Origin of the sequence: Rouxiella badensis, assembly GCF_002093665.1 — a bacterium.
GTDB classification, from domain to species: domain Bacteria; phylum Pseudomonadota; class Gammaproteobacteria; order Enterobacterales; family Enterobacteriaceae; genus Rouxiella; species Rouxiella badensis.
In genome coordinates, this window is the sequence record NZ_MRWE01000019.1 from 65,223 (window position 1) to 77,925 (window position 12,703).

Genomic DNA, 12,703 nt, shown 5'->3' on the forward strand with positions numbered 1-12,703 from the left:
TCAACAAACTGCTGATGACAACGGAGGAACCGCTATGTCACAAGATCCATTCCTGGAACGAGAAGCAGAAAAATACGAATCGCCTATTCCTAGCCGCGAATTTATTCTCGAACACCTTGGTAAGCGCGAAACGCCTGCCAGCCGAGAAGAGCTGGCTAATGAACTGAATCTCTCGGGTGAGGAGCAGCTTGAAGCGCTGCGCCGCAGACTGCGCGCTATGGAACGCGACGGTCAGCTGGTCTTCACTCGTCGTCAATGCTATGCCCTGCCTGAGCGTCTGGATTTGTTGAAGGGTACCGTTATTGGCCATCGCGATGGTTACGGTTTCCTGCGCCTTGAAGGCGTGAAAAAAGACGACGTTTACCTGTCTGCCGAGCAGATGAAAATGTGCATCCACGGTGACGTGGTGCTGGCTCAGCCGGTCGGTACTGACCGTAAAGGCCGTCGCGAAGCGCGCATAGTGCGAGTGGTGGTGCCAAAGACCAGTCAGATCGTGGGCCGCTACTTCACTGACGCTGGCGCAGGCTTTGTGGTGCCGGACGACAGCCGTCTGAGCTTTGACATCCTGATCCCGGCCGACGCCGTCAGCGGCGCACGCATGGGTTACATGGTGGTGGTCGAACTGACGCAGCGTCCAACGCGCCGTACCAAGGCGGTCGGTAAAATCGTTGAAGTGTTAGGTGACAAAATGGGAACCAGCATGGCGGTGGATATCGCGCTGCGCACCCATGAAATCCCACACACTTGGCCGCCACAGGTTGAGAAACAGGTTGCAGGCCTGAGCGAACAGGTGCCTGAAGAGGCCAAAAAAGGCCGTGTTGATCTGCGCAATTTGCCGCTGGTCACCATCGATGGCGAAGATGCCCGAGACTTCGATGATGCCGTTTACTGTGAGAAGAAGCGCGGTGGCGGTTGGCGTCTGTGGGTGGCGATTGCCGACGTGAGCTATTACGTTCGTCCGGGCACCGCGCTCGATGACGAAGCACGCAGCCGTGCCACTTCGGTCTACTTCCCGTCGCAGGTTGTGCCTATGCTGCCGGAAGTGCTGTCGAACGGCCTCTGCTCCCTCAACCCGCAGGTTGACAGGCTGTGTATGGTCTGTGAGATGACTATCTCCGCGACCGGTAAACTGACCAGTTCCAAGTTCTACGAAGCGGTGATGAGCTCGCACGCACGTTTGACCTACACCAAGGTCTGGCACATCATCGAAGGCGACAAAGAGCTGCGTGAGCAGTACTCGCCGCTGGTTAAGCATCTGGTCGAACTGCACAACATGTATAAAGTGCTGGATCAGGCGCGCGCCGAACGCGGAGGTATTGCCTTCGAAACCGAAGAAGCCAAGTTTATCTTCAACGCTGAACGCCGCATTGAGCGCGTGGAAGCGACCGTGCGTAACGATGCGCACAAGCTTATCGAAGAATGTATGATCATGGCCAACATCTCTGCGGCACGTTTTGTTGAGAAACATAACGAGCCGGCGCTGTTCCGCGTTCATGACCGTCCAAGCGACGACCATATTTCGGCGCTGAAAAGCGTATTGTCCGAGCTAAGCCTGACCATGGGCGGCGGGATGAAACCTGAGCCGAAAGACTACGCTGACATCATGGAACAGCTCAAAGATCGTCCTGACCGCGAGATGCTGCAAACCATGCTGCTGCGCTCGATGAAGCAGGCGATTTACGATCCGGAAAACCGTGGACACTTTGGTCTGGCGTTGACCTCTTACGGTCACTTCACCTCGCCAATCCGCCGTTATCCTGACCTTGCGCTGCACCGTGCCATTAAATACGTGCTGGCGAAAGAGCACGGCACGCTGAAGGATCGCTGGACGCCAACCGGCGGCTACCACAGCGATTACGAAGAAATGGTGATGCTGGGCGATCACTGTTCGATGGCCGAACGCCGCGCCGACGAAGCGACCCGCAACGTCGCGGACTGGCTTAAGTGTGACTTCATGCAGGACCACGTGGGTGAAGTCTTCACCGGCGTTATCTCCAGCGTGACGGGCTTTGGATTCTTCGTGCGCCTTAGCGATCTGTTCATCGACGGGCTGGTGCACGTATCGTCACTGGATAACGACTATTATCGTTACGATAATATTGGTCAGCGTCTGGTGGGTGAGTCTTCGGGCAGCGTTTATCGCCTCGGTGACACGGTCGAAATTCGCGTTGAGGCCGTCCACATGGACGAGCGTAAAATCGATTTCGCGCTGGTGTCCAGCACCCGCAAACCGCGCGGTGAAGGTAAAACGGCCCGCGATCGCGCCAAGAAAGGCGGCGAGCGCAGCATGCGTCCTACCGGTGCCGCCAACGCGGGCCGTCGTCGTACCGGCAAGAAAAACGTCAACTTTGAGCCGGATAGCGCGTTCCGCAAAGAGGGCGAAAAGCCGGCCAAAGCGCGCCGAACAGGCAAGGCCGAAACCGCGAAGGCGGCGGTCAAGTCCGAGTCAGCCAAGGTGACGAGCGCCGTCGGTAAAGACGGCAAGCCCAAGAAAACCAAAAAGCCTTCCGAGAAAACCCAGAAAATTGCTGCGGCCACCAAAGCCAAGCGTGCGAAGAAAAAACAGGCCGAATCCTGATTTGTGCATTTATTGACTGATGCCAGCGTCAGTCAATGATAGAATCGCCGCCAATCATCATTACCTCATGCGGACACGCGTTTTCCCGCATGAGGTATTCATAAAAAGTATTATTTTAAAGAGCATCATGAGCGAAATTATTTACGGTATTCACTCCGTTAAAGCCTTACTCGACAACGATCCCCAGCGTTTTCTGGAAGTGTTCATCCTCAAAGGCCGTGACGATAAACGTCTGAAGCCGCTTGTTGAGGAACTCGAAGCCAGCGGTATCGTTATTCAGGTGGCAAGCCGTCAGTGGCTGGACGACAAGTCTGAAGGCGCGGTCCATCAGGGCATCGTTGCACGCGTTAAAGAAGGTCGCCAGTATCAGGAAAACGACCTTCCTGCGCTGCTTGAAAGCCTGGAATCACCGTTCCTGTTGGTGCTGGACGGCGTGACTGACCCTCACAACCTCGGCGCGTGCCTGCGTACTGCCGATGCAGCGGGTGTGCACGCCGTTATCGTTCCTCGTGACCGTTCTGCCAAGCTGAACGCGACGGCGAAGAAAGTCGCCAGCGGCGCGGCCGAAAACGTCCCTTTGATCAACGTGACCAACCTTGCGCGCACGCTGCGTGTGCTGCAAGAGCACAACGTCTGGATCGTCGGCACTGCCGGTGAAGCGGACCATACCTTGTTCCAGAGCAAAATGACCGGTCCGATGGCGCTGGTCATGGGCGCTGAAGGCGAAGGCATGCGTCGTCTGACTCGAGAACACTGCGACGAGCTGATCAGCATCCCGATGGCCGGATCCGTGTCTTCACTGAACGTTTCCGTCGCGACCGGCGTTTGCCTGTTCGAAGCCGTACGCCAGCGTGCCGTGAAAGCGAAAGGCTAAGTCCCGCCTGATTCCTCTCCCGCAACCTCCCCGGTTGCGGGCGTTTCCCCTGTTTGTGATCCACTCTGCGGTAAATTCGTCAGTTTTTATCATACTGAATCCTGATGCTATGGATGACGGAGGTGGCGATGAACTGGGAAACTCACCGGGTGTTTAATCAACCCAAGCCCTTAAGCAACAGCAACCTATTCCTCTCTGATACGGCGCTACGTGAAGCCGTTGCCCGCCAGCATGCGGCCTGGGATCTCGATGTGCTTGCCTCGCTAGGCCAGCAGCTCGGGTCCGCCGAATCGCTGGAGCTGGGCCGTCTGGCGAATGCCAACCCCCCCGACTTATTGCGTTTTGAGCCAACCGGCGAGCCGCTCGACGACGTGCGATTTCACCCGGCCTGGCACCTGCTGATGCAGGGGCTGGTGGCGAATCGAGTACACAATCTGCCGTGGGAGGAGGACGCCCGTATCGGTTCCTACGTCGCGCGCGCCGCGCGTTTCCTGCTGCATGCCCAGGTTGAGGCGGGCACGCTGTGTCCGATAACCATGACCCACGGTGCTATTCCACTGTTACAACAGTCGCTCCCCGCTGAATTCAAAGCCTGGCTCACGCCGCTGCTTTCCGATCGCTACGACGCCCATCTGTTGCCTGGTGATAAAAAACGTGGGCTGCTGATGGGTATGGGCATGACCGAAAAACAGGGCGGTTCAGATGTCTTGAGCAACACCACTACCGCGACGGCCATCGAAGGACGTGGGCCGGGCAAACCTTATCGGCTAGTGGGCCACAAGTGGTTCTTCTCGGTGCCGCAAAGCGACGCACATCTGGTGCTGGCGCAGACGGAAGGTGGGCTGTCGTGCTTCTTCCTGCCAAGAATTTTGCCCGACGGTGAACGTAATCACGTGCGCATTCAGCGGCTGAAGGACAAGCTGGGTAATCGCTCCAACGCCAGCAGCGAGGTGGAGTTTTTCGATGCCGTGGGTTGGCTGCTAGGCGAAGAGGGCAATGGCGTTCGCCATATCCTTAAAATGGGCGGCCACACGCGCTTCGACTGCGCCCTCGGCAGCCACGGTATGATGCGGCGAGCATTTTCGGTCGCGCTCTATCATGCCTTCCAGCGCCAGGTATTTGGTAAACCCTTGATAGAACAGCCGCTGATGCGTCAGGTGCTAAGCCGGATGGCGCTGCGCCTTGAGGGGCAAACCGCGCTGCTGTTTCGTCTCGCACACGCCCGGGAAAACGTTGCCGACGGGCGCGAGCAGGTCATAAGCCGTCTGCTAACGCCAGCCGCCAAGTTTGAGGTCTGTCGTCAGGGCATTCCCTTTGTCGCTGAGGCGATGGAGGTGCTGGGAGGCATAGGGTACTGCGAAGAGAGCGAGCTGCCGCGCCTGTACCGCGAGATGCCGGTGAACAGCATCTGGGAAGGTTCGGGTAACGTGATGTGCCTCGACGTGCTGCGCAGCCTGAAGAAAATGCCGCTGGCGACAGAAGAGGTCCAGCAGCGGCTGTATCAGGTGCGCGGGCAGAACCGTCTGTTCGACAAGGCGGCGCGTCAATTTCAGCAGCGGCTCAAACGCGGAGACGAGGCGCAGGGGCGAGCGATCGCCAGTCAGCTCTTCAATCTCTACGCGGCGGCCGAGATGCTGGAGTTTTCCTCTCCGCCGCTGGCCGATGCCTGGTGCCGCCTCACGCTCGACGAACGCGGCGATACGCAGATTGATGAACGCCTTTGCCAGCAGCTTCTCGAGCGGGCAATAGGCGCTCAGTAGGCTATTTGTAGAGAATAGCCTCGGAATACCAGCGGCCCGGCATAATGGTGTCGCTTATTAGCAGAATCAGATAATAGTGCGCGCCGGCGGCATCCGCCTTGTGCTGAATGGCGCGCTCCACGTCCATCGGACTGCCGATGACGTTGGCTGTCACGTTGCCTATCTTGGTCAGCGTAGTGGTTTGTGCGCGTACCACTTCCTGCGCCTTGCTGGTCGGTGGAGGCGGCGCGACTGGCGTGGTTTTCAGTACGCTACAGGCGCTCAATGCGCTGAGCAGGACCAGTGCCCCGAAGCAGCGCTTAACAATCGGCAGGCTGATTTTCATTGAATTTATCCCCTTAAGTCGTTGTTTCAGTGTAGCGCCTGCCCATTCATCTGAGCGAGTGCGATATTGTTTCATTTTGACTTTCTAAGGCTCATTTTGTTTTTATACCCCGCAGTATGGTTATAAAACATAGCCAAAAGATTGTGGTGGCATTTTCACGGACAGATAAAATGGATAGCGATAACCTTACCCTGAGAGGGCTGCAAATCTAAGGAGCGAGAGATGGTTGAAATGCATGAGGAAAACGTCGAGGGGATTCAGATTATCCACGCCGTTCCCGCCGGGCAATATCATCAGAAACTGCCAACGGTATTTTTCTATCACGGATTCACCTCGTCGAAAGAGATCTACGCTTACTTTGGCTACAATCTCGCGAAGGCCGGTTATCGCGTCATTCTGCCGGATGCGCTGATGCACGGTGCTCGCGCCGAACCTGACTCGCGCGTGTTGTTCAATAATTTCTGGCGCATCCTGCAAAACAACGTCAACGATTTAGCCTTGCTTAAGGAGACCTTTGTGGCACGAGGTCTGGCCGACGAGCAGCGCCTTGGCGTGGGAGGCGTGTCGATGGGCGGCATGACCACGATGGCCGCACTGGTGCACTTTCCCTGGGTGAAGGCCGCGGCCAACCTGATGGGCTCCGGTTATTTCGTCACGCTTTCCGACCATTTGTTCCCATCGTATGGCGACGAGAGCGGGCGGTCTCGCGATGAGTTCGAACGGCAAACGGCGCAGCTGCTAAGTCTCGACGTTAGCGATAAAATCGAGCAGGTCGGCAGCAAGCCGCTACTGGTGTGGCACGGCGAGAAGGACGACCTGGTGCCGTTTGCCGAAAGCGCCCGGCTGAAGCACGCCCTGGAGCACGCCGGGCAAGCAAGGAATCTGACCTTTATCAGCGAACCGGAGGCCACGCACAAGGTCACGGTTTACGCTGCCAATCGAACCACCGAATTCTTTACTTCCCACCTGTAAATGCCGCCAGAACGGCTGAGCAAACGACGTCGAAAAATTAATCAGCCTGGGTCCTTGAGTTTATTATTCCCCGGGCATATAATTGCGCGTCATTTTTTCAGCCGTACACATAACACGTTCCTTGCTTCCATGGGCCACGGCTGACCCTGACAGGAGGCTGAATAATCCGTAAGGAGCAATTCTATGCGTCATTACGAAATCGTTTTTATGGTCCACCCTGACCAGAGCGAACAGGTTCCGGGCATGATCGAGCGTTACAGTGCTGTAATCACTAACGCTGCTGGTCAGATTCACCGTCTGGAAGACTGGGGCCGCCGTCAGCTGGCTTATCCGATCAACAAACTGCACAAAGCTCACTACGTTCTGCTGAACGTTGAAGCTCCGCAGGAAGCGATCGATGAGCTGGAAACTAACTTCCGCTTCAACGACGCCGTTATCCGTAGCATGGTTATGCGTACTAAACACGCGGTAACTGAAGCTTCACCAATGGTTAAAGCGAAAGACGAACGCCGTGAGCGTCGTGAAGATTTCGCCGAAGCCAATGATGATTCTGAAGCTGGGGATTCTGAAGAGTAATTTTTGTGACGACTAATCGCCTGGTGTTGTCTGGCACAGTGTGCAAGACCCCCATTCGTAAAGTCAGTCCATCGGGCATTCCTCACTGTCAGTTTGTGCTAGAGCACAGATCACAGCAGCAGGAAGCCGGATTTAGCCGACAAGCATGGTGCAGAATGCCTGTGGTTGTTAGCGGACATCAGTCACAAGTTTTAACTCACAGTATAACGGTCGGCACGCAACTCACCGTCACTGGATTCATTAGCTGCCATCAAGGTCGCAATGGGCTCAACAAGGTGGTGTTACATGCCGAGCAGATTGAATTGATAGATTCTGGAGACTAGCCTAATGGCACGTTATTTCCGTCGTCGCAAGTTCTGCCGTTTCACCGCGGAAGGCGTTGTTGAGATCGATTACAAAGATATCGCTACGCTGAAAAACTACATTACCGAAAGTGGTAAAATTGTCCCGAGCCGTATTACCGGTACTCGTGCAAAATACCAGCGTCAGCTCGCTCGTTGTATCAAGCGCGCACGCTACCTGTCTTTGCTGCCGTACACTGATCGTCATCAGTAATCGGCCGCAGTCCATTAACGACTAGAGAGGATTAGGTAATGCAAGTTATTCTGCTTGATAAAGTAGCAAACCTGGGCAGCCTGGGTGATCAAGTTAACGTTAAAGCGGGCTACGCTCGTAACTTCCTGGTACCACAGGGCAAAGCAGTACCTGCTACCAAGAAAAACGTTGAGTATTTCGAAGCACGTCGTGCAGAACTGGAAGCCAAACTGGCTGACGTTCTGGGCGCCGCTGAAGCTCGCGCAAACAGCATCAACGAACTGGGCACCGTTACCATCGCGTCTAAAGCAGGCGACGAAGGTAAACTGTTCGGCTCTGTTGGCACCCGTGACATCGCTGACGCAGTAACTGCGGCCGGTGTTCAGGTTGCTAAGAGCGAAGTTCGTCTGCCAGAAGGCGTTCTGCGCACTCTGGGCGAACACGAAGTGGACTTCCAGGTTCACAGCGATGTATTCGCTAAGCTGACTGTAGTTGTGGTTGCAGAAGCGTAATATTCGCTTTAGTAATCCGTCAGAACGCCGGCCTTGTGCCGGCGTTTTGCATTTTAAAAAACCGTGTTTTATACGGCGATGCGAGGAGGGCGCGTTTGATTAACGCAGACGTCGATAGCTACCGTCTGACTGGCGGCTGAAGGCGACGGTATTGTTCTGATCGTTGGTCACCTGAAGTGCGGTCACCACACCCTGTGCGTTGACCTGAATTCTCACCTGCTGACCGGCATGCAGGTTGCTCAGCGGCTTGTCGTTCCCCTCCACCTGTGCCATCGCAAAGACGTCGTTGACCATCAGATTATTGTCGCGGAACAGCTGTGCCAGCGTCTGCCCCTGTTGAATCTGATAGTTTCTCCAACTGCCCTGATTCTGAGAAACCGGCTGAGACGAATCGTCAGGCTGCATCTGCGTAGAGCGGCCCTGTTCGTTGCGTAAATCGGCCTGCATCGGAATAGAGGTCGGTTGATCGGAAGGCGCATAGGTATTCTCCGGCGAATAAGGCCAGAGCAAGGCAAGCAGCACCACGATAACGCTGACAATAATCCAGCGGCGGTGGAAATAGGGCAGCGGCTCCATCCAGTGAAAATCATCACTGAGATGCCAAATCTTGTTAAACAGCGTAGGCGCTCTTGGCTTCATTACCGGGCGCTCAATCGCGTTGGCTTCAACGGCCTCATCCTGCGCGATGTCTGCCTCTGTTTCCGTCTCGGGTTTCTTCTTCTGCAACGGCTTTTGCATAATCGAAATCCAGGATCTCAACATCGGTTGATAAATGCGGGTGGCCTTCCTTCTCCTGGGCGGGTATTTGCCCATGACAACCTCTCTTGTTGCACGTAATGCCAATAAAATCAGACGTAAAAGATACAGCGTGTTAATGGGCCTAAGTATAGCTGTTTAACTGCATTCGAGGATATCCCCTTAATCACTCGAAATCTGGCGTTGTACCTCGAATTTTATCGTAACATTTTACCCAAAAGTCCTGCGCTGTTATGCTGCGTCTTCGACTTTTTATGATTAAAGGAAATTCCATGACAACCCCTTCATTTGACAGCGTTGAAGCGCAGGCAAGTTACGGTATCGGCTTGCAGGTCGGTCAACAGCTGCAGGAATCTGGTTTAGAAGGCCTGGAGCCTGATGCACTTCTTGCAGGTTTACGCGATGCGCTGGAAGGGAATACCCCTGCTGTGCCCGTTGACGTGGTTCATCGTGCACTGCGCGAAGTTCACGAGCGTGCCGATGCCGTTCGTCGTCAGCGTCAGGAAGCGTTGGCCGTTGAAGGTCAGGAATTCCTGGCTGCCAACGCACAGCGCGAAGGCGTGACCAGCACCGAGTCTGGTCTGCAATTCTCCGTGATAACGCAGGGCGAAGGTCCTATCCCAGGTCGTCAGGATCGTGTTCGCGTTCACTATACCGGTAAACTGATCGACGGTACCGTATTCGACAGCTCCGTGCAGCGCGGCGAGCCAGCAGAGTTCCCGGTAAACGGCGTTATCGCTGGCTGGATCGAAGCTCTGACCCTGATGCCAGTAGGTTCTAAGTGGGAGCTGTATATTCCTCACAACCTGGCTTACGGCGAGCGTGGTGCCGGCGCATCTATCCCGCCATTCAGCGCACTGACTTTCGAAGTTGAGCTGCTGGAAATCCTGTAATCGCCCCGCGATCGACAGAATTTAAAAAAGGCGCCCCAGGGCGCCTTTTTTTGGCCGCAATCGGGCTTAGGAGCCTTGGGTTTGCAGGTTTATTTGGTAGATGGCGAAGCCTACGGCGTCGGTGCCTTTTCGCGTCACCGGATACTGGGCCTGGGTCTTGATGAACTCGGCGGCTTTGGTGTCCGGCGACGTCTCAAAGCGAATATCCAGCGGCAGTTTTGTCTTGATGGGAGCCAGACGCCAGTTGTTGTCTGCGCTTGGCGTTACCGCACCGTGTTTTTTGGTTTCAGCGCTAATATAGGCGGCCAGCACCGCGCGGTTTTCGTCGGGTGAAGCGAAAGCGATATGTTTGTCGCCGGTACCGGCAAATTTACCGCCGTAGGCGCGATAGTTGTTGGTCGCGACCAAAAATACCGCATCGGAACGTATCGGCTTGCCCTGATAGGTCAGATTCTTGATGCGTTCGGCATTCTTGTTGATGAGATTGCATTCGCCGTCGAAGCGTGCGGGCTGCGTAACGTCTATCTGATAATCGACGCCGTCGATGACGTCGAAATTATAGGTGCGGAAGCCGTCCCAGTTGATAAGCGACTGCGGCTTGCTGCTGTTGACGTCAATCTGGTTGTATTGACCTGCTGAACACTCCAGCCAGTCTTTGACCTCCTGCCCGGTCACTTTCATGACCACCAGCGTATTCGGATACAAATAGAGATCCGCGGCGTTACGGAAGGTCAGCGGACCTTTCTCAACCTCGACGAAGCTTGCAGGATCGTTTTTACGGCCACCGGCCTTGAATGGCGCAGCCGCCGAGAGAACGGGTAGATCGGCCAGATCAGGATCGCCCTGAATAAAGTGTTCTGTGTAGGCCTTTTGCGCGTTATTCACAATCTGTACGGTGGGATCGTCCTGGATCAGCGACAAATAGCTGTACATGTTAGCGGTCGACTTACCGATCGGCTGGCTGACAAACTCGCGGGTAGCGTCATGATCCGCTGCCAGCACTTTCAGCAGTTTAGGATCTTCTGCCGCCAGCGACTTTTTATTGATTTTGTCGAAGATGGGCCGGGCTTCCGCTTTGGCGTGGGTCACCTTCCAGCCACCGGCGTCGTTGCTTAATACCAGATCCACCACGCCAAGGTGATCTCCCCACATGCCCGGCATCACCGCCGGAATGCCGTTGAGGGTGCCCTGTTTAATATCTGCGCCTTTGATATTGGCGAATTCATCGCTCGGAAACACCGCATGTGCGTGACCAAACATGATGGCATCGATGCCTTTGACCTGGCTGAGATAGTAGACCGAGTTCTCGGCGAGAGTTTTGTAAGGTTCGGCGGAAAGGCCTGAGTGCGGAATGGCGACAATAATGTCGGCACCCTGTTTACGCATCTCGGGCAGCCATTTTTTGGCGGTCTCGGTGATATCGGCAACGGTCACCTTGCCCTGCAGGTTGGCCTTGTCCCAGACCATAATCTGCGGAGGCACAAATCCGATGTAACCGATGCGCAAGGTATGGGTTTTCCCCTCGCTGTCGGTGACCTGTTTGTCGATAATGATAAACGGCGTGAACAGTGGCTTGCCCGTTTTGTCGTCAATCACGTTAGCATTAACGTACGGGAACCTGGCCCCGGCTAGCGCCTTGTGAAGATAGTCCAGACCGTAGTTGAACTCGTGATTCCCCAGATTGCCGACCGCATAGTCCAGCGTGTTCATGGCCTTGTAAACCGGATGAATCTCGCCGGTTTTGAGGCCTTTGGCCGCCATGTAATCACCGAGCGGACTGCCCTGAATGATGTCACCGTTATCAACCAGCACCGAGTTTTTGACCTCTGCGCGCGCCGCCTCAATCAGGCTGGCGGTACGCACTAATCCAAACTTGTCGGTGGGTTTATCTTTGTAGTAATCGAAGTCCATCATATTGCTGTGCAGATCGGTGGTTTCCATGATGCGTAAATCCACCGTTACCGCGTTGGCCGTACCGGCGGCAACGAGAAGGGCAAGCGTAGAAAGTCTCAGGTGATGCTTAAACATGGCACTGGCTCCGTCAGAGGATTACATAATACAAATACGGGATAGCTATTCCCGCCAAAAAAAACTAGGCTTTATTGATAGGGTAAGAATATTAAAGAATAACTGAGGTGAATGATGTTGGAACAAATTTGCCAGCTCGCGCGCGACGCAGGCGACGCGATTATGAAAGTCTATGACGGCGAGCAACCGCTGAATGCGCGGCAGAAGAATGACGACTCGCCGGTAACGGCAGCCGATATCGCGGCGCACAACGTTATCAAGAAAGGACTTCTCGCTCTCGACCCACAAACGCCACTGCTTTCCGAAGAAGATCCTCCGTCGTGGGCGGTGCGCCAGAACTGGACGCGTTTCTGGCTGGTCGATCCGCTGGACGGCACCAAGGAGTTCCTTAAACGCAACGGTGAATTTACGGTTAACATCGCGCTGATTGAGAACGGGCTTCCGGTCCTTGGCGTGGTTTACGTGCCCGTTACCGGCGTATTGTACGCGGCGGCAGACGGTAAGGCATGGAAGGAAGAAAACGGAGATAGGGTTGAAATTACCGCCCGCGAAGCTCACCCGCCGCTGGTGGTGGTGAGCCGTTCTCACAGCAGTGATCAGGAACTGCAGGACTATCTGGCGCAGTTGGGTGAACATCAGACGGTGACTATCGGTTCTTCGCTGAAGTTCTGTCTGGTTGCCGAAGGATCGGCACAGCTTTATCCGCGCTTCGGGCCTACCTCGGTCTGGGACACGGCCGCTGGCCACGCCGTAGCCAGCGCCGCCGGTGCGACCGTCACAGACTGGCAGGGCCAGACGCTGACCTATACACCGCGTGAATCTTTCCTGAACCCAGGATTTCGCGTCTCGCTGTTTTAAGCCGGCCTGATTAAAAGGGGAGTAAAGCGCCACGAGG

Annotated in this window: 13 protein-coding genes; 10 read left to right on the forward strand and 3 right to left on the reverse strand. The window is 55.3% G+C overall.

All coding sequences use genetic code 11. The features are described from left to right. The first annotated feature begins 34 nt into the window (after positions 1-34). From rnr to BS640_RS12790, 3 genes are all read left to right on the forward strand, one after another. Positions 35-2,578 carry a ribonuclease R gene (gene rnr / locus BS640_RS12780; protein WP_017492194.1) on the forward strand — a complete coding sequence of 848 codons (2,544 nt, stop codon included), beginning with the start codon at positions 35-37 and terminating at the stop codon, positions 2,576-2,578. A gap of 127 nt (positions 2,579-2,705) precedes the next feature. Next, complete coding sequence (rlmB, locus tag BS640_RS12785) at positions 2,706-3,452, forward strand: 23S rRNA (guanosine(2251)-2'-O)-methyltransferase RlmB (protein WP_017492195.1); 747 nt, start codon at positions 2,706-2,708, stop codon at positions 3,450-3,452. Positions 3,453-3,580: 128 nt separating this feature from the next. Beyond that, positions 3,581-5,212, forward strand: coding sequence for an isovaleryl-CoA dehydrogenase (locus tag BS640_RS12790; RefSeq protein ID WP_084912690.1), 1,632 nt, complete (start codon positions 3,581-3,583; stop codon positions 5,210-5,212). A 1-nt stretch (position 5,213) separates the two neighbouring features. On the opposite strand, the gene bsmA is transcribed toward BS640_RS12790, so the two are convergent. Beyond that, entirely contained in the window at positions 5,214-5,537 is a 324-nt protein-coding gene (bsmA, locus tag BS640_RS12795) for a biofilm peroxide resistance protein BsmA (RefSeq protein ID WP_017492196.1), read from the reverse strand. Between the two features lie 222 nt (positions 5,538-5,759). Between bsmA and yjfP the strand changes: the two genes are divergently transcribed. From yjfP to rplI, 5 genes are all read left to right on the forward strand, one after another. Next, the gene (yjfP, locus tag BS640_RS12800; RefSeq protein ID WP_017492197.1) at positions 5,760-6,509 is read left to right on the forward strand and encodes an esterase; all 750 of its coding nucleotides are present in this window, start codon (positions 5,760-5,762) and stop codon (positions 6,507-6,509) included. Positions 6,510-6,692: 183 nt separating this feature from the next. Continuing rightward, the gene (rpsF, locus tag BS640_RS12805; protein ID WP_017492198.1) at positions 6,693-7,085 is read left to right on the forward strand and encodes a 30S ribosomal protein S6; all 393 of its coding nucleotides are present in this window, start codon (positions 6,693-6,695) and stop codon (positions 7,083-7,085) included. Between the two features lie 5 nt (positions 7,086-7,090). Then, on the forward strand, positions 7,091-7,408 hold the full coding sequence (gene priB, locus BS640_RS12810) for a primosomal replication protein N (RefSeq protein WP_081601410.1): 318 nt from the start codon (positions 7,091-7,093) through the stop codon (positions 7,406-7,408). A 4-nt stretch (positions 7,409-7,412) separates the two neighbouring features. Further along, complete coding sequence (rpsR, locus tag BS640_RS12815) at positions 7,413-7,640, forward strand: 30S ribosomal protein S18 (RefSeq protein ID WP_002210155.1); 228 nt, start codon at positions 7,413-7,415, stop codon at positions 7,638-7,640. Positions 7,641-7,678: 38 nt separating this feature from the next. Beyond that, positions 7,679-8,131: a 50S ribosomal protein L9 gene (gene rplI / locus BS640_RS12820; protein WP_017492199.1), complete on the forward strand. Its 453-nt coding sequence runs from the start codon at positions 7,679-7,681 to the stop codon at positions 8,129-8,131. A 99-nt stretch (positions 8,132-8,230) separates the two neighbouring features. On the opposite strand, the gene BS640_RS12825 is transcribed toward rplI, so the two are convergent. Continuing rightward, positions 8,231-8,944 (reverse strand): OapA family protein, encoded by a 714-nt coding sequence (locus tag BS640_RS12825; protein WP_084912691.1) that lies wholly within the window; start codon positions 8,942-8,944, stop codon positions 8,231-8,233. 215 nt (positions 8,945-9,159) lie between these two features. Between BS640_RS12825 and fklB the strand changes: the two genes are divergently transcribed. Continuing rightward, entirely contained in the window at positions 9,160-9,780 is a 621-nt protein-coding gene (gene fklB / locus BS640_RS12830) for a BamJ family beta-barrel-assembly machinery protein (protein WP_017492201.1), read from the forward strand. A 66-nt stretch (positions 9,781-9,846) separates the two neighbouring features. Here fklB and BS640_RS12835 read toward each other — a convergent pair whose 3' ends face one another. Beyond that, positions 9,847-11,808: a bifunctional 2',3'-cyclic-nucleotide 2'-phosphodiesterase/3'-nucleotidase gene (locus BS640_RS12835; protein WP_084912692.1), complete on the reverse strand. Its 1,962-nt coding sequence runs from the start codon at positions 11,806-11,808 to the stop codon at positions 9,847-9,849. Between the two features lie 114 nt (positions 11,809-11,922). Here BS640_RS12835 and cysQ point away from each other — a divergent pair, with 114 nt between their 5' ends. Further along, positions 11,923-12,666 carry a 3'(2'),5'-bisphosphate nucleotidase CysQ gene (gene cysQ, locus BS640_RS12840; protein ID WP_026110566.1) on the forward strand — a complete coding sequence of 248 codons (744 nt, stop codon included), beginning with the start codon at positions 11,923-11,925 and terminating at the stop codon, positions 12,664-12,666. The last annotated feature ends 37 nt before the right edge of the window (positions 12,667-12,703 follow it).

What these genes read in the sequence shown, in the direction of transcription:
- rnr (WP_017492194.1), top strand. Translation starts at nt 35, where the DNA reads ATGTCACAAGATCCATTCCTGGAACGAGAAGCAGAAAAATACGAATCG.
- rlmB (WP_017492195.1), top strand. Translation starts at nt 2,706, where the DNA reads ATGAGCGAAATTATTTACGGTATTCACTCCGTTAAAGCCTTACTCGAC.
- BS640_RS12790 (WP_084912690.1), top strand. Translation starts at nt 3,581, where the DNA reads ATGAACTGGGAAACTCACCGGGTGTTTAATCAACCCAAGCCCTTAAGC.
- bsmA (WP_017492196.1), bottom strand. Translation starts at nt 5,537, where the DNA reads ATGAAAATCAGCCTGCCGATTGTTAAGCGCTGCTTCGGGGCACTGGTC.
- yjfP (WP_017492197.1), top strand. Translation starts at nt 5,760, where the DNA reads ATGGTTGAAATGCATGAGGAAAACGTCGAGGGGATTCAGATTATCCAC.
- rpsF (WP_017492198.1), top strand. Translation starts at nt 6,693, where the DNA reads ATGCGTCATTACGAAATCGTTTTTATGGTCCACCCTGACCAGAGCGAA.
- rpsR (WP_002210155.1), top strand. Translation starts at nt 7,413, where the DNA reads ATGGCACGTTATTTCCGTCGTCGCAAGTTCTGCCGTTTCACCGCGGAA.
- rplI (WP_017492199.1), top strand. Translation starts at nt 7,679, where the DNA reads ATGCAAGTTATTCTGCTTGATAAAGTAGCAAACCTGGGCAGCCTGGGT.
- BS640_RS12825 (WP_084912691.1), bottom strand. Translation starts at nt 8,944, where the DNA reads ATGGGCAAATACCCGCCCAGGAGAAGGAAGGCCACCCGCATTTATCAA.
- fklB (WP_017492201.1), top strand. Translation starts at nt 9,160, where the DNA reads ATGACAACCCCTTCATTTGACAGCGTTGAAGCGCAGGCAAGTTACGGT.
- BS640_RS12835 (WP_084912692.1), bottom strand. Translation starts at nt 11,808, where the DNA reads ATGTTTAAGCATCACCTGAGACTTTCTACGCTTGCCCTTCTCGTTGCC.
- cysQ (WP_026110566.1), top strand. Translation starts at nt 11,923, where the DNA reads ATGTTGGAACAAATTTGCCAGCTCGCGCGCGACGCAGGCGACGCGATT.